This window comes from Citrobacter sp. CF971 (assembly GCF_006385635.1).
In the GTDB taxonomy this organism is placed as follows: domain Bacteria; phylum Pseudomonadota; class Gammaproteobacteria; order Enterobacterales; family Enterobacteriaceae; genus Citrobacter; species Citrobacter freundii.
Genome location: NZ_CP041051.1, coordinates 3,202,043 through 3,223,228, shown reverse-complemented (window position 1 = coordinate 3,223,228; position 21,186 = coordinate 3,202,043). Strand labels below are relative to the sequence as shown.

Below are 21,186 nucleotides of genomic sequence, written 5' to 3'. Positions count from 1 at the left end.
TTAAGGTGATTTAATTTGGTATAACAACTTGTGGGGTAAAACAATGGAACAAACCTGGCGTTGGTACGGACCTAACGATCCGGTATCGCTTGATGATGTGCGTCAGGCTGGCGCAACGGGTGTTGTAACCGCCTTGCACCATATTCCTAACGGTGAAGTGTGGCCGGTAGAAGAAATTCAACAGCGTCAGGCCATTCTGGCTGAAAAAGGGCTGACCTGGTCGGTGGTGGAAAGTATCCCTGTCCACGAAGATATCAAAACGCGTTCAGGTCAATATCAAACGTGGATTGCCAACTATCAGCAGAGTATCCGTAATCTTGCGACCTGCGGCATCGATACCGTGTGCTATAACTTCATGCCGATCCTCGACTGGACGCGTACCGACCTCGAATATCAGCTGCCGGATGGTTCCAAAGCGCTGCGTTTTGACCAGATTGCCTTTGCAGCTTTCGAGCTGCACATTCTGCAACGCCCGGGAGCTGAAGCGGATTATACCGACGAAGAACAACGCCAGGCGCTGGACTACTTCGATGCCATGAGCGATGCAGAAATTGAAAAGCTGACACGCAATATCATTGCTGGCCTGCCTGGTGCAGAAGAGGGCTATACGCTGGATCAGTTTCGTGCGCGCCTTGCTGAATATGACGGCATCAGTAAAGACGATCTGCGCGAAAATATGGCGGTATTCCTGCGGGCGATTGTGCCAGTGGCAGAAGAAGTCGGCGTGCGTCTGGCCGTGCATCCTGACGATCCGCCGCGCCCGATCCTCGGTCTGCCGCGTATCGTTTCGACTATCGAAGATATGCAGTGGCTGAAAGAAACCGTCGACAGTATTAATAATGGTTTCACCATGTGTACCGGTTCTTACGGCGTGCGCGCTGATAACGATCTGGTGAAAATGATCGAAACCTTTGGCGATCGTATCCACTTCACGCACCTGCGCTCGACCTGCCGTGAAGATAACCCGAAAACGTTCCACGAAGGTGCGCACCTGCAGGGTGATGTGGATATGGTATCGGTGGTGGCTGCCATTTTGAGCGAAGAGCAGCGGCGTAAAAAGGCGGGCGATCTGCGTCCTATCCCGATGCGTCCGGATCATGGACACCAGATGCTTGACGATCTACACAAGAAAACCAATCCGGGCTACTCGGCGATTGGTCGCCTGAAAGGACTGGCAGAAGTCCGCGGCGTTGAGCTGGCGCTGAAACAAACGCAGTTCCGCGACCTGCTGTAAGTCTAACAACAGGGATTGCGCTACAGGTGCAATCCCTGTTATTCATCAAGGCTGCGCGAGCGCCTGCTCCAGCACTGTCAGCACTTTATTGATCTGCTGTATCTGCAATCCACCAAATCCAAAAAACATAACAGCATCGCTGTTTTCTTTGCGCCATGCGGCTTCTGATCCATTTTCTATATCCGACAGAGTGTCGAAACGGATCCCAGCCAACAGGCAGCTTTGTTGCAACCTGGCGATGAATTCGGTATGTCTGGCAATGCGTAACGAGAGGTGCAGACCTGCCGTTGCGCCAGCGATTTTCCCTTCGGGAAACAGAGTGGACAGGCCATCGCGTAACAGAGTGAGACGCGTCGCATAGCTGCAGGCCAGCTTGCTGATATGCGTATAAAAAACCTGATTTTGCATCAGTTCGGCTAAAAATTGCTGCAACAACCACTGACTGCCGTTGTTATTGAGCGCTTTCATATTCTGTACCGCCGGAAGCAGTTCATCAGGGCAAATAAGATAGCCAAGCCGTGCGCCTGGCCCCAGCGTTTTAGAAAATGTCCCCATATAGATAACCCGGTTGTGATAATCCATGGCTTTCAGCGCGGGAAGGGGATTGTCCCCATAGGTAAAAACGGCATCGTAATCGTCTTCAATGATGTAAGCGCCGACGCGTTGCGCCCACGTTAATAATGACTGACGGCGCTCCAGCGAAAGCACACTTCCCATCGGATACTGATGAGCTGGAGTAACATAACAAAGCTGGGTTTCATACTCGGGTAAATTATCTGTTTGCAGCCCGTGGTTATCTACGGCAATTGACGTAATGTCTGCACCGTAATAATTAAAAAGATGCCATGCGCCAGAATAACAAGGGGATTCGGTCACAATATGGCACTTTTTTTGCTGACTGACAGCATGATGAATAATAAATATTTGGCTGAGCAGTGATAATCCTTCCTGAATCCCGTTGGTAATGATGATGTTCTCTGCTCGGGTATTAATTCCGCGGGATAAATTAAGGTATCTGACCAGTTGCTCACGTAGTGAAAATAATCCATTTGGTGAATGATATCGGGTAAATAATTGTTCTTTAAGTATGCTTGGAGCATTATTCCATTTCCGCCAGCTTGACCAGGGAAAAGCGTTGGGGTCGGGGACGCCCATCCGGCAGTAGCACTCTCGTCCAGGCTCGGCGTAAACATCGGTAGAGACCCCGGCAGCTTTAGGTTTTACCGGTGGGGAGCCTTGGGTTACGGGCACATGAGTTGGGGTTATACGTACAGGCGTGGTGAATATCACTTCATAGCCAATGCCGTGTCGGCTCTTGATTAACCCAGCCGCCATCAGCTTATCATAGGCCATCACTACCGTTATTTTAGCAACGTGCAATACCTGAGCCTGCTCACGAATAGAGGGGAGTTTGTCTCCACAAAGCAAATCACCCTGCTGAATTGCCTGGAAATAAAATTGAAATATCTGCAGTTGCAGCGGAGTACGGCTTTCTCTATTGAGCGTCAGTGTTAGCATAAGAAATTCCTTATTTACAGATGGTCACTATATTACGAATTTCTGATCTTTACTATTTGACTCACCTCATAGAGTGGATGCTGTTCCTATAATCTGCTTTCGCTGTCTCTATTTTTGATTTTTATTATCCCTTAGCGTGTCGCTATTAAAAAATGGAGGCAAGCATGTCGTGGATAAGAAAGAACGCATTGTGGTGCGCATTCGTCGGGGCGTTAGTAATGGCCTTGGCTATTTGGGGAACGTGGCAAGGCGTTCATTACACCAGTACCACCGAATTTTGTTTATCGTGTCACTCGATGCGCACGGCTGGAGAGGAATATAAAACCAGCGTGCATTTTCGCAACGCGTCTGGCGTGCGGGCTGAGTGTAAGGATTGTCATATTCCACCGGGCGTTGTTCCAACGCTTATTCGTAAAACTGAAGCCTTAAACGATCTCTATCACACCTTTATTTCTCCTTCTATCGACACTCCGGAAAAGTTTGCTGCCAAACGCTCGGAGCTCGCCCAACGGGAGTGGGCGCGCATGAGCGCGAATAATTCAGCGGCGTGTAAATCCTGCCATAGCTATGAGGCAATGGAACATGGCAAGCAATCGGCAAATGCGGCGGCGCAAATGAGCGCGGCGGCAGCAAAAGACAGTAACTGTATCGATTGCCACAAAGGAATAGCCCATCACAAACCCGATATGAGCAGCGGTTTTCGCGATCGCTTTAAGCAGCTACAGCGTCAGGGATATACGCCAACGGATGCGTCCACACTGTTCTCATTAAGCGAAAAATCATTGGCGGCAACGGCAGAAAGTCCGGCAGGGAAGGCGCTGTTATTTCCCGCCACCGAGGCCAAGGTGCTGAAAAAAGAAGGCAGTAACGTCCAGCTCGAAATTACGGGCTGGCGTGAAAGCAAAGGGCGTGGACGGGTGATCACCCAGTATATGGGGAAACGCGTTTTCTCCGCCGTGCTCGATGAGCCCCTGATGGCGAACGTAAAAGTGCTACAAACCCAGGTCGATCCTGATTCACATCAGGAATGGCAGCAGGTGAGCGTCACCGCCTGGACCACCGATCAGGACTTTATCAGCACACTTGCGCCAATCTGGGAGTACTCAGATCAAATGCTGCAATCCACCTGTAGCGCCTGTCATAGCACTCCTCCTACGACCCGATATACCGCTAATGGCTGGATCGCTGGATTGAAAGCCATGTCGACCTATTACCGGCTTAATCCGGTGGAGGAACGTACGTTGTTGAAATACCTCCAGACCCACGCCAGCGATGTGTCTGACACCAACAAAAAGTAAGGATAATGTATGGATATTCATGACTTTAATCCGTCCCGCCGCCGTTTTCTCAGCGGTATGTTGGCGGTGGGTGCTGCCAGCGTACTGGCGCCTAATCCGCTGATATCAAAAGTGTGGGCGGCGGGGGAAAATCCCGAACAGTGGATTCAATCAGGTTCGCACTATGGCGCTTTTGAAGCCAAAGTGGTCAACGGTGAGTGGACCGAAACGCGTCCGTTCAAACATGACAAATATCCCTGCGATATGCTGAACGCGGTGCGTGAAGTGGTCTACAACCCGTCGCGGGTGCGCTACCCGATGGTGCGTCTGGACTGGCTGCTTAAACGTGAGAAGTCGGATCGCAGCCAGCGCGGAGATAACCGTTTTGTACGGGTCAGTTGGGATCAGGCGCTGGATTTGTTGTACGAAGAGCTGGAGCGGGTGCAAAAAACCTATGGTTCATCAGGCGTATTTACCGGGCTTGCTGACTGGCAAATGGTAGGCAAATACCATAAAGCGGGCGGGGCGATGGACCGGGGACTTGGCCTGCATGGTAGCTATGTGACAACTGTCGGCGACTATTCTGCGGCAGCGGCCCAGGTCATTTTACCGCATGTGATTGGTTCACTGGAAGTTTATGAGCAGCAGACGTCACTCCCGCTGGTGATTCAAAACAGCAATACCATCGTGTTGTGGGGTTGCAATCCGATCAAGAACTTGCAGATCGAGTTTTTGGTTCCCGATCACGATGCGTTTGGCTACTGGCAGCAGATTAAAGAGGCGGTAGCGCAGAATAAGATGCGCGTTATCAGCGTTGATCCAGTGCGTAGCAAATCTCAAAACTATCTTGGCTGCGAGCAATTGGCGTTGCGGCCACAAACCGACGTCGCGTTAATGCTGGCACTGGCGCATACCCTGTACGAAGAAAAACTGTACGACACGGCGTTTATTACCGATTACACCGTCGGCTTTGAACAGTTTTTACCGTACCTGCTGGGCGAGAGTGATAAACAGCCGAAAAATGCCGAATGGGCGGCAGAAATCTGTGGGCTGACAGCAGAGCAGATCCGAGACTTCGCCCGCCTGTTGGTGAAAGGCCGGACACAGTTTATGGGCGGTTGGTGCGTACAACGCATGCACCACGGTGAGCAGTATCCGTGGATGCTGGTGGTACTGGCCAGCATGGTCGGTCAAATTGGTTTGCCCGGCGGCGGGGTCGGATTTGGCTGGCACTATAACGGCGGTGGGACGGTAACATCGACCGGGCCAGTGCTCTCTGGGCTGGGGAGTATTACTAATCCCCCGCAGGCGAAGTACAAAGCGGATTTTCGCGGCGCATCGGAGCATATCCCCACTTCGCGTATCGTTGACTGCCTGCTTGCGCCAGGCAACAAGATTGCCTTCAACGGTGAGACGTTAACGTATCCTGACATCAAAATGGCGATCTACAGTGCGGCCAATCCATTCCACGCCCAGCAGGACAGGAACCGCATGATCGACGCGTGGAAAAAGCTGGAAACCGTGGTGGTGTTAGATCACCAATGGACCGCGTCGTGCCGTTTTGCCGATATCGTTCTGCCTGTGACCACCCGTTTTGAACGTAACGATATTGAGCAGTTCGGCACGCATTCGAATAAAGGGCTGATGGCGCTGCATCAGATTGTTAAACCGCAATACGAAGCGCGGCATGATTTTGACATCTTTGCCGGGCTGTGTAAGCGATTTGATAAGGAAGCGGTGTACCGTGAAAACCGGAATGAAATGCAGTGGATACAGGCGCTTTATGACGAAGGTGTGAAGATGGGGGCGTCGCTCGGTGTTACCTTACCGGACTTCACAACGTTCTGGCAGGGTGACGGATATATTGAATATCCGCCGGGTCAGCCGTGGGTACGTCACGGCGAGTTTCGTGAGCAGCCAGACCTGAATCCGCTGGGTACGCCGTCAGGTCTTATTGAAATCTACAGCAAAACCATCGCGGGTTTTGCCTATGAGGATTGTCCGGGGCATCCGGTGTGGATGGAACCCTTTGAGCGTACCCATAGCGGCAAAAAAGATAAATACCCGCTGCATTTGCAATCCTGCCATCCGGATAAACGTCTACATTCCCAGTTGTGCTCAAGCGAGGCGTTTCGCAACACCTATGCAGTTGCCGGAAGAGAGCCGCTTTATATCAGCGAACAGGATGCCACCACTCGTGGCTTAAAAGCCGGTGATATCGCCCGCGTTTTTAACGCTCGTGGTCAGGTACTGGCTGGCGTGGTAATCAGTCCGGATTTTACCCCTGGCGTGGTCCGTATTCATGAAGGCGCGTGGTACTCCCCGCAGGAAGGGGGGAAAGCCGGGACATTATGCACCTATGGCGACCCGAACGTGTTGAGTGCGGATATCGGTACTTCACAGCTGGCCCAGGGGCCTTCAGCACATACCGTGCTGGTGGAGGTCGAGCGTTATCAGCAGAAAGCCCCGCAGGTGACGGCTTTCGGTGGTCCGCAGATTGTGAAAGAGGAGGGGACCAGTGCAGCATAATCAAATTCATCAGCAGCGGGCGGCTGTGTACCAGTGGTTTTCGCAACTGTTATTTCGTGAGCTGGATGAAAAACAGCTCGCCAGTCTGGAAAATGGCAATAGCCAGGCATGGATTGCCTCACTGGAGGCGATCCCCGGATTATCTGCCAATGTTAAACGTTTTGAGCGTAGCCTGGGCTGGGTTCTGCGGCGCGACTCCCGACAGCTGGAGCTGGCCGCAGATTTTGCCTCGTTGTTTCTGCTTGCCCCGCCGGCTAGTGTTTCTCCCTATGCGGGGCACTATCCACACACGACGGCGGCAGAAGAACGTCTGCAAATGAATGTGCTGCTGGTTGAGCAAGGGCTGGCGGCGCGGGAGAATGAACCCTCCGATCATATTGCCGTACAGTTGGCATTAATGGCGAGGATGGTTGCTAAAGAGGAGAAATTCTCCGCGCAGTATTACTTTTTGCATCATCATATTCTGTGCTGGGCACCGTTATTTCGCGACGCTTGTCTGGTGCGGGATAACGAGGGGTTTTATCCTCAGGCGGTTAATCTGATAGTGCGTTTTATGCAAGAGGATGAACAGTATCTGGAGTCGCTGCTGATGGATGATTTTTATTTCAGCAGTCAGCGCTGAAAATGACAAAGGGACAGCCTGCGCTGGCGGAGGTAAAGAACAGGCTATCTCGGAGAAAGAGTTCCGTTCACCTCATGTTCATCGTTTCTCTGAAATCCGGATTCCTGTGAACGTGTAAAGGGCGTTCTCCGCCACGCCCTTTACAATCCCGGCTCCCGGCGGGAAAATTGTTGCTACGCAATACCCTCCGCTTATTCCTCCAGGCTATCGGGCCGGGCGCGAGGAAGCGTCCTTGCAAAGCGCGCCCTGAGCCAGCATCCATGCTGGCTCTCCCGGCCTTACGGAAACACGTCGGCAATTTTCAGCCGGACCAGCCCACACCTAACCACCTGTATTTTTATTTGAATATATCTGAACAGCAAAACAAATTTAACTGGAAGTCAGAGCTGTGCAGCGGTGACCACGGTCCGGCTGAAAATCGATGAGGCGTTGACGGCTGACCGGGGCTGCCCGCAGGGATGCGGGCAGAGGGGACGGCCTGCAGGGATGCAGGCTCGGCACCGACCCGGCAGGCAGACGACATAAGACGAATAACTCGCGTAGCGACGATTTTCCCGCCGGGAGCCTGGGTTGCAAGGGAGGCGGCGGTGAGCCTCCCTTGCACGTTCACGGGTATCTGCGCTTCAGAGAAATGATGAGCATGAGGTGAACGTAACCCTGAGCCGGAATCACATGTTCACCATATATGCTTAAAAGACGAGCTGTCCCTTATCGTCAGCGAGCGGTAGAAAATTAATCTGCGCGGCCCATATAGCGACGTTCTTCGATATGAATACGGATTTTTTCACCCGCACTCAGATACTCAGGAACCTGGATCACCAGACCGGTGCTCAGGGTTGCTGGCTTGTTGCGCGCACTCGCTGAAGCACCTTTAATACCCGGTGAGGTTTCAACGATTTCCAGGTCTACGGTCTGCGGCAGTTCAAGCGCCAGCAGTTGGCCGTCCCAGGTTAGTACCTGCATATCCGGCATACCGCCTTCCGGCATGAACAGCAGCTCTTCCTCAATCTGGTCTTTGGTGAAGGTATACGGGGTATAGTCTTCTTTATCCATAAAGATGTATTCGTTGCCATCGACGTAGGAGAAATCAACCCCGCGGCGGCTCAGGGTGACGGTATCCACGATATCGTCGCCTTTGAAGCGCTCTTCAACTTTCAGACCGGTACGCACATCAGAAAAACGCATTTTGTACAGCGTAGCTGCACCACGTGCAGACGGTGATTGAATATCGATATCTTTTACAATCAGCAGCTTGCCGTTGTAGTTCAGTACCATACCTTTTTTAATTTCGTTCGCTCTTGGCATCGAAAAAATCCTGTAGTGAGGAGTGTCTAAAATATCGCGTAAAACTACTCGCGCCGGGGCATTCAGGCAAGCGGAATTCATGCTTTTGCTGGTGCCAAAAAGGTGGTACTGTGCGCTTCCCGCACAATCCGATGGTTTACGATAAAGAGAGTACTGTATGGAATGCCGTCCGGATTGTGGTGCATGCTGCACCGCGCCTTCAATCTCCAGTCCCATCCCTGGCATGCCTGATGGCAAACCTGCTAATACGCCATGCGTTCAGCTGGATGAATCCCTGCGTTGCAAAATTTTTGCTTCGCCGCTACGACCAAAAGTGTGCGGCGGTTTACAGCCCAGTGCGGAAATGTGCGGACAGACGACGCACCAGGCCATGGTTTATCTCATCGAGCTTGAAGCGCTGACCGCGCCTTAAACGTCCTTGATGCGCGCCAGGCACACGACGGTGGCGACGATCATCACCAGCGCAAACCAGAACACCGCGTGATAGTTCCAGATTTCAGCGGCAATCCCCGCCAGCGATCCGGCAATAATCCAGCCCACGCGAATGGTATTCGTATACAGGGTCGTTGCTGAGCCTGCCTGTCCTGGCATCAGATCCTGGAAATAGAGCATGCCAATTCCGCCGAGGATGCCGATGTAAATCGCATTCAGCAGCTGTAAGCCAAGTAATATCGCCGAAGAGTGAGCCAGCAGCATACCGGCATAAAAGAAGAATCCGGCGACGACGGCAATTCTCATCAACAGACGTTTGCCCAGACGCTTTGCAAAATAGCCAGCAATCAACATGGTCGGGATTTCCAGTCCGGCAGCGGTACCCATCATGATGCCAGCCAGTTTTTCCGGCAGATGCAGTTCGTTGATGATAAACAGCGGCATATTAATGATATAGAGACTATTAGTGCCCCACATTAATGTGCAGATAACAAACAGCAGCAGCGTGTCGCGTCGATTGCGGCGCGGGGCTTCAACTGCGCCTGTTGCGAGCGGCACGTTTTTACTCATCGAGGGTAAAAATAACCAGACCATTACGCCGCAGACAACAAACGCCACCGCTGCGCTGAGATACATCACCGTAAAGCTGAACCCCATGGCCAGCGCGTAGGCCAGCGGTGGGCCAATTACCCAGGCCAGCGAAACCTGCGCACGTAATATTGAGCTGAACATGACGGCTTCCCGACCTGTGCGGTCGGCGTGTTCACGGGCGAGAGCGAACATTTGCGGGTTGGCAGTCGATCCAAAGCTGCTGAGGAATACCCCGATAAACAGCAGAATAAAATAGTTACGGTTCCAGGCGAACAGCACGCAGGCCAGCATCCCCAGCACGCAGCAAAACACAATCAGGTTTTTGCGATCGCCTTTTTTATCCGAGCGCCCGGCCAGAAACTGACTCACCAAAATGCCGATCACGGCGCTGCCGGTAAAAAAGAACCCGACCATGCCGGGACGGGCATGGACTTCATCCGTCAGAAAAAGGCTAAGCGTTGGCGTCTGCAACGCACCGGCGATACCCGTCAGAAATGCGACAAGCAGGAACGCCGAAGACGTTAAATCAAACGCCTTGGGTGTGGCGGCTACGGGGGTGTTATGCATGTTTTGATATCAATGATGTGAAGAGACGCGGAGTTTACGCCGCTTGTCAGAAAATAAACAGGGAGCCAAATCAAAATCGGCATCAAAAATCAAAATAGCATTTCAGTCAAAGAATGCTGTTTGCTGACGTTGCTGAATCTGACAAGCTGACGCCGTTTTTCCGTCAGCAGCTTTTTCTCCCTCGCAGAGAAAATGTGCGTTATCTCTAAATTCAGCAAGTAATTTGTCAACTTTACTTGTGTGCTGAAGAAAAAAGAGCAAGACTTCTTGAAACGTTTCAGCGTCATCTCGCCATAACTGATGGAGTCAGGTGACGCCTTTTTTCTCATGTTAGCTGAATCGTTTCAAATCAGCGGGAGAGGAGAACCATGTTCCAGTTATCTGTTCAGGATATTCACCCGGGCGAACAGGCCGGGAATAAAGAAGAGGCTATTCGCCAGGTTGCCGCTGCCTTAGTGCAGGCGGGTAACGTCGCGGAAGGCTACGTCGATGGCATGCTGGCGCGCGAACAACAGACGTCCACGTTCCTCGGCAACGGTATTGCGATTCCTCACGGTACGACGGACACGCGCGATCAGGTGCTGAAAACCGGTGTGCAGGTTTTTCAGTTTCCGCAGGGCGTGACCTGGGGCGAAGGGCAGGTTGCTTATGTGGCAATCGGCATCGCCGCAAGCTCTGATGAACATCTCGGTTTACTGCGTCAGCTGACACACGTGCTGAGCGATGACTCCGTCGCTGAACAGCTGAAATCTGCGACCACGGCGGAAGAACTGCGTGCGCTGCTGATGGGCGAAAAGCAAAGCGAACAGCTGAAGCTTGATAACGAAACGCTGTCGCTGGATGTCGTGGCCAACTCGCTGGTGACGCTGCAGGCACTCAACGCGGCACGACTGAAAGAAGTCGGTGCGGTTGACGCCACCTTTGTGGCCAGAGCAATCAATGAGCAGCCGATGAATCTCGGTCAGGGGATCTGGCTGAATGACTGTGCTGAAGGCAACGTGCGTAGCGCTGTTGCGGTCAGCCGTGCAGCAACAACATTCGATGTAGAAGGTGAAGCGGCAGCCCTGCTGGTGACCGTCGCCATGAATGACGATCAACCGGTTGCCGTGCTGAAGCGCCTTGGCGATCTGCTGCTGAATAATAAAGCTGACCGTTTGTTGAAAGCCGATGCGGCAACGGTGCTGGCGCTGCTGACCAGCGATGACGCCTTAACTGATGATGTACTGAGCGCCGAATTTATTGTGCGCAATGAGCATGGTTTACATGCCCGCCCGGGCACCATGCTGGTGAATACGATTAAACAATTTAACAGTGAAATTACCGTGACAAATCTTGATGGAACCGGCAAACCGGCGAATGGACGCAGTCTGATGAAAGTTGTGGCATTAGGTGTGAAAAAAGGACATCACCTGCGCTTTACCGCACAGGGCGAAGATGCTGAACAGGCGCTGAAGGCGATTGGCGAAGCCATCGCGGCAGGTCTGGGGGAGGGCGCGTAATGAGCAGACGTGTTGCGACTATAACCCTTAACCCGGCTTACGACCTGGTGGGTTTTTGCCCGGAAATTGAACGTGGTGAAGTGAACCTGGTTAAAACCACCGGTCTGCACGCGGCAGGGAAAGGAATTAACGTCGCTAAGGTTTTGAAGGACTTAGGTATCGATGTCACTGTGGGCGGCTTCCTGGGTAAAGACAACCAGGATGGTTTTCAGCAGTTGTTCAGCGAGTTGGGTATTGCCAACCGTTTTCAGGTTGTACAAGGGCGTACCCGTATCAACGTCAAACTGACCGAAAAAGACGGTGAAGTATCTGACTTTAATTTCTCCGGCTTTGAAGTCACCCCGGCTGACTGGGAACGCTTTGTGAATGACTCGTTGAGCTGGCTGGGCCAGTTCGACATGGTGTGCGTCAGCGGCAGTTTGCCGACCGGCGTGAGCCCGGAAGCCTTCACCGACTGGATGACGCGCCTGCGCAGTCAGTGTCCTTGCATTATCTTTGATAGTAGTCGTGAAGCGTTGGTGGCGGGTCTGAAAGCGGCACCGTGGCTGGTGAAACCAAACCGTCGTGAGCTGGAAATCTGGGCCGGCCGCAAACTGCCGGAAATGAAAGATGTGATTGATGCGGCGCATGCGCTGCGCGAGCAGGGTATTGCTCACGTGGTGATTTCACTCGGCGCGGAAGGTGCGCTGTGGGTTAACGCTTCAGGTGAGTGGATTGCTAAACCGCCGTCAGTTGAGGTGGTCAGCACCGTCGGCGCGGGTGATTCAATGGTTGGCGGTCTGATTTACGGCCTGCTGATGCGTGAGTCCAGTGAACATACCCTGCGTCTTGCGACGGCTGTTGCCGCCCTGGCAGTAAGCCAAAGCAATGTAGGCATTACCGATCGTCCTCAGTTGGCCGCAATGATGGCGCGTGTCGACTTAAAACCGTTTAACTGACAGCAGGAGAGGCATAATGAAAACGCTGCTGATTATTGACGCTAATCTCGGCCAGGCTCGCGCTTACATGGCGAAAACCCTGCTTGGAGCGGCGGCACAGAAAGCACATCTGGAAATTATTGATAATCCGAATGATGCCGAACTGGCAATTGTTCTGGGCGATACGCTTCCTGCCGACAGTTCGCTGAACGGCAAAAAAGTCTGGCTGGGCGACATTGGTCGTGCGGTTGCGCACCCTGAACTGTTCCTCAGCGAAGCGAAGGGCCATGCAAAACCTTACAGTGCCCCGGTTGCAACAGCACCTGTGGCCAGCAGTGGTCCAAAACGTGTAGTGGCAGTGACGGCGTGTCCGACCGGTGTTGCTCATACGTTTATGGCTGCTGAAGCAATTGAAACAGAAGCGAAAAAACGTGGCTGGTGGGTGAAGGTTGAAACCCGAGGTTCTGTTGGCGCAGGCAATGCCATTACGCCGGAAGAAGTGGCTCAGGCGGATCTGGTGATTGTGGCAGCTGACATTGAAGTTGATCTGGCGAAGTTTGCCGGCAAACCGATGTACCGCACCTCTACGGGTCTTGCGTTGAAGAAAACCAAGCAGGAGCTGGACAAAGCGCTGGAAGAAGCAACCCCGTACCAGCCAACCGGTAAAGCGCAGACTTCAGCAACCGAAAGTAAGAAAGAGAGCGCGGGGGCATATCGTCACCTGCTGACGGGCGTCTCTTACATGCTGCCGATGGTGGTTGCTGGCGGTCTGTGTATTGCACTCTCGTTCGCTTTTGGTATCGAAGCGTTTAAAGAGCAGGGTACGCTGGCGGCGGCGCTGATGCAGATTGGCGGTGGTTCAGCTTTTGCGCTGATGGTGCCGGTTTTGGCAGGTTATATCGCGTTTTCCATTGCTGACCGTCCTGGTCTGACGCCGGGTCTTATCGGCGGTATGCTGGCGGTGAGCACCGGTTCCGGCTTTATTGGCGGGATTATTGCTGGTTTCCTTGCCGGTTATGTGGCGAAGCTTATCAGCACGAAGTTGAAACTCCCGCAGAGTATGGAAGCGCTGAAACCGATCCTGATCATTCCGCTGTTCTCAAGCCTGGTGGTTGGTCTGGCCATGATTTACCTGATCGGCAAACCGGTGGCTGGCATTCTGGAAGGTCTGACCCACTGGCTGCAAACCATGGGTACGGCGAATGCGGTGCTGCTTGGAGCGATTCTTGGCGGCATGATGTGTACCGATATGGGTGGTCCGGTTAACAAGGCGGCGTATGCTTTCGGTGTGGGTCTGCTGAGTACGCAAACTTATGCGCCGATGGCGGCCATCATGGCGGCAGGTATGGTTCCCCCGCTGGCTCTGGGTTTAGCAACGCTGGTTGCGCGCCGTAAGTTCGACAAAGCTCAGCAGGAAGGCGGCAAAGCTGCGCTGGTACTGGGCCTGTGCTTTATCACCGAAGGGGCTATTCCATTCGCAGCCCGTGACCCGATGCGCGTTCTGCCTTGCTGTATCGTTGGTGGTGCGATTACCGGTGCTATTTCGATGGCAGTGGGGGCGAAGCTGATGGCGCCACACGGCGGGCTTTTCGTCCTGTTAATTCCAGGTGCAATTACGCCGGTACTGGGATACCTGCTGGCCATTATTGCCGGTACGCTGGTAGCTGGTCTCTCCTACGCGGTGCTGAAGCGCCCGGAAGATGAGGTTGTGGCAAAAGCGGCATGATTTAATGCTGACATCAGGGGCAGAGATTTCTCTGCCCCTTTTTTTATCGATTAACTGCTACCTGAAGATAGATATGTAAAACGGTTCAGGCAATCATTGGCGCTATGATAAAACCAAAGGCAACGCCAGCAATGATCCCACCCAGTCCTGGCAGCATAAACGGATGGTTTAAGACATACTTGCCCACGCGTGTTGTCCCTGTGGTGTCGAACTCCATTGCCGCCAGCGAAGTCGGGTATGTTGGTAGAACAAACACCCCGGTTACCGCCACATAGGAGGCCAGAATCGCCCATGTAGGTACGCCGAGTGCAACGGCCAGAGGGATAATCAGCGGCGTTGTGGCGCCTTGCGAGTAGAGAAGCGCGCAGGTACCAAACAGCACCAGCGCCAACAGCATCGGATAAGCCCGTAGAATATCGCCTGCGATATCCTTAATCTCCGCTAAGTGGGCATCAATGAAGGTCGTTCCCAATGTAACAATCCCGAGAATGACGGCCAGTGAACTCATCCCTGCTCGAAATGTGGAGGTCAGGACAATAGCATCGGTTGATGTTTTGCATAACACCACCATCAGGCAAGCGGCAGATAACATACAAATAATGATGATATCCCGGGTATTCATTGGGTTGCCGGCATCAAATCCGGGGCGTAGCTGCGGGCAGGCGGCAAGAATAACGATGACGACCGTTGCCAACATGAACAGGGCGACTGAGAGTTTGGCACCCGGTACAGTGCTGTTTTGCCCTTCATATTTACGCACCAACCCTTTTTGCAGGCGTTCAAGATAGACTTCATCATCTTGTAGCTCGCATCCCTGACGTGAGGCGATAAAAGCGGCGGCCATCGCGGCAACAAACGAAGCTGGCAGACATACCGCCATAACCTGGATAAAGGTGACACCGTTGCCTTCCATAATGGTCAGCATCGCCGCCATTGCGGCACTGATCGGCGAACCGGATATCGCCACCTGAGAGGCGACCACGGAGCCGGCGAGCGTACGAGAAGGGCGGATACCGGACTCTTTGGCGACTTCGGCAATCACCGGTAGGGTAGAAAATACAATGAACCCTGTTCCGGCCATAATGGTCATCGACCAGGTGATAATCGGTGCAATAATATTGATATATTTAGGATTACGCCGCATGAAATTACCGGCTACGCGAACCAGATAATCCATACCTCCGGCGGCCTGTAGCGCCGATGCTGCCACGACAACTGTCATAATAATGAGAATAACGTCAACGGGGGGCGAACCAATTTGTAGATCAAATCCCAACGTTAAAATAGCCAGCCCCAGCCCGCCGCATAAACCGATACCTATTCCGCCGAGGCGGATACCAAAAAATATTGCACCCAACACGACGATAATTTCTAACCAAACCATAATGGCCTCCGCCAGAGAATAATTTGTTATTAAAATAAGTGTTTGTTTAATGCTTTATTAATCTGGTGACGGCTGTTATTGCGCCAGAAGATGATGTTTACCAACCCGTTTTTCGTACCATTTAATACCGGCACGTACTAATGACCCGGTTGAGTCAATATATTTATCTGGGGAGTTTTTGACTGCGTTGGCAAGAATGACGGGGACTTCAGTACATCCCAGTACAATGACTTCTGCACCGCGTGAAAAGAGCATTTCAGCCTGTTCATTCATCAGCGTTTGTGCCCGCTTAAGATCGCCGGCTTTTAAGCAATAAATACTATCCATGACTTTTTCCTGACCGGATGAATCAGGGCTGACACAGGTTAAGCCAAGAGATTCTATGCCTTTTTGGTAGAGTCCCATGTAAAGGGTGGCGTTGGTAGCAAGTAAACCGATACGCGATTTTCCGCAGTTTTTGACTTCATTCATGGTGGTTTCAACGATACTGAGTAACTCTGTATGACAGCACTCTTTTAATTCATTAAACCAAAAGTGGGCAGTATTACAGGGGATCACAATACACTCCGCACCAGCATCTTCCAGTTTATGCATATAATCACGCATTGCCGGAAGTGGGGAATGACCATGATGCATTAACGCATCAGTTCGATCTGGAATATCAGGGATGGATGAAATAATTAATGGGATATGTTCCTGATCGCGTTGCGCTGCGGTAAAGGTGACGAATTTATTAAAAAGATCGACGGTTGCAGCAGGTCCCATACCACCAAGTACGCCAATTAAACCTTTCACGATATATACCTCTATTACCGATATTTAATATCAGGGCTGGTGTGTGTCTGGTGTCTATGTTTAACAGCAGTGTGTCGTGAGGAGAAATGCAATAATGTATGGTTCAATGCAAAAACTGCATGGGTGCAGTTTCTTTTGCCACCTCAGCAGGCCAGTAATCAGGCAGGTGTCTGAAATTCCGCGGCGATAAGCGGTCGTGGTCGATGGGTAAAGAAACAGGTTAATGTCAAAAACGAAGGTGTTATGCAAAAAACGAATCACCAGATGCTGATGTTGAATATCATCTCCGGGCATATTCAGGCATGATGCTGAAGACTAATTGACATATTTAAACATCCGCGTGACAGGCATGAAAAATATCGAGACAAAATGGTTATATGACTTTTTGACGCTGGAAGCGTGTCGTCATTTTTCCCAGGCCGCGGAGGAGCGCAACCTATCCCAACCGGCATTTAGCCGGCGGATCAAGGCGCTCGAATCCGCCGTTGGGGTGTTGCTGTTTGACCGTACGACGAGTCCACTGCAGTTGACGGAGGAGGGTAAGTTATTCCATTCGCAGACCCGTAGCCTGCTGCAACAGCTGGAATGTAACTTAGATGAGCTTAGTGGTCACAACCTGCTTGGCGTTCCCAATATCAAAATAGCGGCAGCGCATTCTCTGTCGCTGACGATGTTGCCCAGATTAGTACATTCAATGTCGGCATGGGGCGAGGAGTTTGTGTACCACGTCGAAGCGATTGACGTAGTCCAGGCAGTGAATACGCTGCGCGAGGGGAAAAGTGATTTCATTATCTCCTTTCGCGATGAAGACTTAATGCAGTCACCTTTCTGCGGCTTGAAGGTGTTTGAGTCTGAGCTGTATCCCGTCTGTGCTGCGGATGCACAGGGGCAGGCATTGTTTGATATCTATCAGCCGCAGGTGCCGATACTGAACTATACCAGCACATCCTACATGGGAAGATTGGTTAACCGTCACCTGGCGGAGGTGGGGAGTATTTCGGCGCGTACGCTGTTTATGTCTTCGATGAGTGAGCTATTGAAGAATATGGCATTGGATGGGCATGGTATTGCCTGGCTGCCAGCGTGGACGATCGTGAACGAACTACGGGATAAACGCCTGGTTTGTCTGGACACGCCGGAGTTGATGGTGCCTATTCAGGCCTATATTTATAGAATGGATACCCGCCTGAATAAAACGGCTGAGCACTTCTGGCGGATTTTGTACAACCATATGCCAGAGGATCTGGTTTCGCTTAGTTGATACGCGCCAGTTCGCCTGGCGCGTCTGAAAAACCTTCGGTTATGACCAAAGATGCTTTTTAACCTGATCAATTTGTGTACTACCTCTCATTTTCTCTCTCCCTGACAAACTGTATCTATAAAAAATTGTGATTCTGTTCATATCTATCGACTTTATAGCTTGTGGATGGATTTACTTTGTCAAAAACACGCCTACTATGAACATGTGTTTGATAGTGAACATGTGCTCTAATAACCTGATGTGTGGCGTTGGTTATTTTTAACGAACTCATTTATGGCAAATTAATTGCCAGGGGACGTGCTATGCGTGAAAAGGAATACATCGTGACGATTGGCTCGGCCAATATGGATGTTGCTGGGTATTCGCATGCTTCTCTAAATTATGCGGATTCGAATCCAGGTAAGATAAAATTCACTCCCGGTGGCGTTGGACGCAATATTGCACATAATCTCGCGCTGCTGGGTAAAAATTCTTGGTTGCTAACAGCGGTTGGTAACGATTTTTATGGTCAATCATTATTGGCACAAACTAATCAATCAGGAGTACATGTCGACAAGTGTCTTATCGTTTCCGGAGAGAATACATCCAGTTATTTATCGCTGCTTGATAATACCGGTGAAATGCTGGTGGCTATTAATGATATGAGTATTACCGAGCATATTTCAGAAGAGTTTTTATCACAGCATTTTGATTTTATTCGGCAGGCAAAAGTCATTATCGCCGATTGCAATATCAGCGAATATGCTCTGGCATGGGTACTGGAAAATGCCGGAGATGTTCCGGTGTTTGTTGACCCGGTGTCGGCCTGGAAGTGCGTAAAGATTCGCGGCCGCCTTGCAAAAATTCACACCCTCAAACCAAACCGCCTTGAAGCCGAAACGCTCAGCGGTATTGCGCTTTCTGGGCGTGATGACGTTAGCAAAGTCGCCGCGTGGTTTCATGATCGCGGCTTAAACCGGCTGGTGCTCAGCATGGGTGGCGACGGCGTTTATTACAGTGATATTGCGGGGAGTTGTGGTTGGTCGCTCCCCATTAAAACTCGCGTCATTAATGTCACAGGGGCTGGTGATGCGATGATGGCTGGACTGGCCGCCTGCTGGGTAGACGGCATGCCCTTTATTGATTCGGTTCGATTTGCGCAGGGGTGTTCATCAATGGCATTAGCCTGTGAATATACCAATAATCCTGATTTGTCTGTTGCGAATGTTAGCTCAATAGTGGAGAACACAGAATGTCTGAATTAACTCTTTCCTCTGAATTATTACAAATATCACCAGAAGTCCAGGAAGCATTAAACAGTAAAAAACCGATTGTTGCGCTTGAATCAACCATTATTTCTCATGGAATGCCATTTCCGCAGAATGCTCAGACAGCGATTGAAGTAGAAGAAACTATTCGTAAGCACGGCGCTGTTCCTGCGACCATTGCCATTATCGGCGGAATAATGAAAGTAGGTTTAAGTAAAGATGAAATTGAATTGCTTGGACGAGAAGGACATAGCGTTACGAAAGTAAGTCGTCGTGATTTGCCATTTGTGGTCGCGGCAGGGAAAAATGGTGCCACCACCGTTGCCTCTACGATGATTATTGCCGCGCTGGCTGGAATTAAAGTATTTGCGACCGGGGGAATTGGTGGCGTTCATCGTGGTGCTGAACATACGTTTGATATTTCCGCGGATCTGCAGGAACTGGCACATACCAATGTCACGGTAATTTGTGCTGGTGCTAAATCTATTCTGGATCTTGGCTTAACGACTGAATATTTAGAAACCTTTGGCGTGCCGTTAATTGGATATCGAACCCAAGCGTTACCGGCATTTTTCTGTCGTACCAGTCCGTTTGAAGTCAGTATCCGTCTGGACAGCGCTAAAGAGATTGCCCGCGCGATGGCGGTGAAATGGCAAACGGGTCTTAATGGAGGCCTGGTTGTCGCTAATCCAATCCCGGAGCAGTTTGCCATGGCAGAAGAGAAAATTAATGCGGCAATAGATCAGGCGGTAAAAGAAGCGGAAGAGCAGGGCGTCGTGGGTAAAGAAAGTACGCCGTTCCTGCTGGCGCGAGTTGCGGAGCTGACCGGTGGCGACAGCCTGAAATCAAATATTCAACTGGTGTTCAACAACGCAGTGCTGGCCTGTGAAATTGCGAAGGAGTATCAACGCCTCGCCTGACAGAATTTCCCGGGCAGAATGCGGTCGCCCGCGAATATCAAACCTACCAAAACCTGGCGATAACGCCGGGTTTCCTGGCATGAAGGGAATTTCATTATGGATATAATGAGAAGTGTTGTGGGTATGGTGGTATTACTGGCCATCGCGTTTCTGCTGTCAGTAAATAAAAAACGTATTAGTCTGCGCACCGTTGGGGCTGCGCTGGTACTGCAAATTGCCATCGGCGGTATTATGCTCTATTTCCCGCCGGGAAAATGGCTGGTTGAACAGGCCGCGCTCGGCGTCCACAAGGTGATGTCATATAGTGACGCGGGTAGCGCATTTATCTTCGGCTCCCTGGTTGGGCCAAAAATGGATGTGCTGTTTGACGGGGCAGGGTTTATCTTCGCCTTCCGGGTGCTCCCGGCCATCATTTTTGTGACCGCACTCATCAGTCTGCTCTATTACATTGGCGTGATGGGGCTATTGATCCGCATCCTCGGCGGTATTTTCCAGAAGGCGTTGAACATCAGTAAGATCGAGTCATTTGTCGCAGTAACCACGATTTTCCTCGGGCAAAACGAGATCCCGGCAATCGTGAAACCGTTTATTGACCGCCTTAATCGTAATGAACTGTTTACCGCTATTTGTAGCGGGATGGCCTCGATTGCTGGCTCAATGATGATTGGTTACGCCGGAATGGGCGTCCCGATTGACTATTTGCTGGCGGCATCATTGATGGCAATCCCTGGCGGTATTTTGTTCGCGCGTATGCTGAGTCCGGCAACGGAAGAATCTCGCGTCACCTTTGAAAACCTGTCATTTACTGAAACACCACCGAAAAGCATCATCGAAGCGGCGGCCAGTGGGGCTATGACCGGGCTGAAGATCGCCTCAGGCGTTGCGACGGTGGTAATGGCATTTGTCGCCATTATCGCGCTGATTAACGGCATTATCGGCGGAATTGGCGGTTGGTTTGGTTTTGGCCACGCCACTCTGGAAGGGATCTTTGGCTATGCGTTAGCCCCGCTGGCGTGGATTATGGGCGTGGACTGGAGCGATGCGACGCTGGCAGGTAGTCTGATTGGACAGAAGCTGGCGATCAACGAATTTGTTGCTTATCTCAACTTCTCGCCGTATCTGCAAACGGGCGGAACGCTGGACGTGAAGACCATCGCGATTATCTCGTTTGCGTTGTGTGGTTTCGCGAACTTCGGTTCGATTGGCGTCGTGGTCGGGGCATTTTCGGCGATTGCGCCACAGCGTGCGCCGGAAATCGCGCAACTTGGAATGCGTGCGCTGGCAGCAGCAACGCTGTCAAACCTGATGAGCGCCACAATAGCCGGTTTCTTTATCGGACTGGCATAAAATAAAGTTTGTAGG

The 21,186-nt window shown here is 51.5% G+C and carries 17 protein-coding genes; 12 read left to right on the top strand and 5 right to left on the bottom strand.

Annotated features, from left to right (window positions below):
• Positions 1-43 precede the first annotated feature (43 nt).
• Positions 44-1,234: a mannonate dehydratase gene (gene uxuA / locus E6P06_RS19135; RefSeq protein ID WP_071685223.1), complete on the top strand. Its 1,191-nt coding sequence runs from the start codon at positions 44-46 to the stop codon at positions 1,232-1,234.
• A gap of 45 nt (positions 1,235-1,279) precedes the next feature.
• On the opposite strand, the gene E6P06_RS19130 is transcribed toward uxuA, so the two are convergent.
• Positions 1,280-2,752: a PLP-dependent aminotransferase family protein gene (locus tag E6P06_RS19130; protein ID WP_003845160.1), complete on the bottom strand. Its 1,473-nt coding sequence runs from the start codon at positions 2,750-2,752 to the stop codon at positions 1,280-1,282.
• Positions 2,753-2,916: 164 nt separating this feature from the next.
• On the opposite strand from E6P06_RS19130, the gene torC reads away from it, so the two are divergent.
• From torC to torD, 3 genes are read left to right on the top strand one after another with little or no spacing between them, the layout of a single operon-like run.
• Positions 2,917-4,050: a pentaheme c-type cytochrome TorC gene (gene torC, locus E6P06_RS19125; protein ID WP_071685224.1), complete on the top strand. Its 1,134-nt coding sequence runs from the start codon at positions 2,917-2,919 to the stop codon at positions 4,048-4,050.
• Between the two features lie 9 nt (positions 4,051-4,059).
• On the top strand, positions 4,060-6,558 hold the full coding sequence (gene torA / locus E6P06_RS19120; RefSeq protein WP_139935580.1) for a trimethylamine-N-oxide reductase TorA: 2,499 nt from the start codon (positions 4,060-4,062) through the stop codon (positions 6,556-6,558).
• Positions 6,548-7,180: a molecular chaperone TorD gene (gene torD, locus E6P06_RS19115; RefSeq protein WP_139935579.1), complete on the top strand. Its 633-nt coding sequence runs from the start codon at positions 6,548-6,550 to the stop codon at positions 7,178-7,180. Before torA ends, torD begins: the two co-directional genes overlap by 11 nt.
• Positions 7,181-7,912: 732 nt before the next feature.
• Here torD and yeiP read toward each other — a convergent pair.
• Complete coding sequence (yeiP, locus tag E6P06_RS19095; protein WP_003027452.1) at positions 7,913-8,485, bottom strand: elongation factor P-like protein YeiP; 573 nt, start codon at positions 8,483-8,485, stop codon at positions 7,913-7,915.
• Between the two features lie 157 nt (positions 8,486-8,642).
• On the opposite strand from yeiP, the gene E6P06_RS19090 reads away from it, so the two are divergent.
• Positions 8,643-8,897, top strand: a complete 255-nt coding sequence (locus E6P06_RS19090) for a YkgJ family cysteine cluster protein (protein ID WP_003027451.1) — start codon at positions 8,643-8,645, stop codon at positions 8,895-8,897.
• On the opposite strand, the gene setB is transcribed toward E6P06_RS19090, so the two are convergent.
• The gene (setB, locus tag E6P06_RS19085; RefSeq protein WP_139935578.1) at positions 8,894-10,075 is read right to left on the bottom strand and encodes a sugar efflux transporter SetB; all 1,182 of its coding nucleotides are present in this window, start codon (positions 10,073-10,075) and stop codon (positions 8,894-8,896) included. The genes E6P06_RS19090 and setB overlap by 4 nt on opposite strands.
• Positions 10,076-10,443: 368 nt before the next feature.
• Between setB and fruB the strand changes: the two genes are divergently transcribed.
• From fruB to fruA, 3 genes are read left to right on the top strand one after another with little or no spacing between them, the layout of a single operon-like run.
• Entirely contained in the window at positions 10,444-11,574 is a 1,131-nt protein-coding gene (gene fruB, locus E6P06_RS19075) for a fused PTS fructose transporter subunit IIA/HPr protein (RefSeq protein WP_044711441.1), read from the top strand.
• Complete coding sequence (gene fruK, locus E6P06_RS19070; protein WP_003027446.1) at positions 11,574-12,512, top strand: 1-phosphofructokinase; 939 nt, start codon at positions 11,574-11,576, stop codon at positions 12,510-12,512. Before fruB ends, fruK begins: the two co-directional genes overlap by 1 nt.
• 16 nt (positions 12,513-12,528) lie before the next feature.
• The gene (fruA, locus tag E6P06_RS19065; RefSeq protein ID WP_003840084.1) at positions 12,529-14,217 is read left to right on the top strand and encodes a PTS fructose transporter subunit IIBC; all 1,689 of its coding nucleotides are present in this window, start codon (positions 12,529-12,531) and stop codon (positions 14,215-14,217) included.
• 85 nt (positions 14,218-14,302) lie between these two features.
• On the opposite strand, the gene E6P06_RS19060 is transcribed toward fruA, so the two are convergent.
• Positions 14,303-15,601 carry an anaerobic C4-dicarboxylate transporter gene (locus tag E6P06_RS19060; RefSeq protein ID WP_003845167.1) on the bottom strand — a complete coding sequence of 433 codons (1,299 nt, stop codon included), beginning with the start codon at positions 15,599-15,601 and terminating at the stop codon, positions 14,303-14,305.
• Between the two features lie 75 nt (positions 15,602-15,676).
• Entirely contained in the window at positions 15,677-16,396 is a 720-nt protein-coding gene (locus E6P06_RS19055; protein ID WP_003027440.1) for an aspartate/glutamate racemase family protein, read from the bottom strand.
• A 349-nt stretch (positions 16,397-16,745) separates the two neighbouring features.
• Between E6P06_RS19055 and hypT the strand changes: the two genes are divergently transcribed.
• From hypT to E6P06_RS19035, 4 genes are all read left to right on the top strand, one after another.
• Positions 16,746-17,657, top strand: a complete 912-nt coding sequence (gene hypT / locus E6P06_RS19050; RefSeq protein WP_003027438.1) for a hypochlorite stress DNA-binding transcriptional regulator HypT — start codon at positions 16,746-16,748, stop codon at positions 17,655-17,657.
• Positions 17,658-17,959: 302 nt separating this feature from the next.
• Positions 17,960-18,901 (top strand): pseudouridine kinase, encoded by a 942-nt coding sequence (locus E6P06_RS19045; RefSeq protein WP_044711433.1) that lies wholly within the window; start codon positions 17,960-17,962, stop codon positions 18,899-18,901.
• Positions 18,889-19,824 carry a pseudouridine-5'-phosphate glycosidase gene (locus tag E6P06_RS19040; protein ID WP_003840093.1) on the top strand — a complete coding sequence of 312 codons (936 nt, stop codon included), beginning with the start codon at positions 18,889-18,891 and terminating at the stop codon, positions 19,822-19,824. Before E6P06_RS19045 ends, E6P06_RS19040 begins: the two co-directional genes overlap by 13 nt.
• 96 nt (positions 19,825-19,920) lie before the next feature.
• A complete protein-coding gene (locus E6P06_RS19035; protein ID WP_139935577.1) occupies positions 19,921-21,171 on the top strand; it encodes a NupC/NupG family nucleoside CNT transporter in 1,251 nt (416 codons plus the stop codon).
• Positions 21,172-21,186 lie beyond the last annotated feature (15 nt).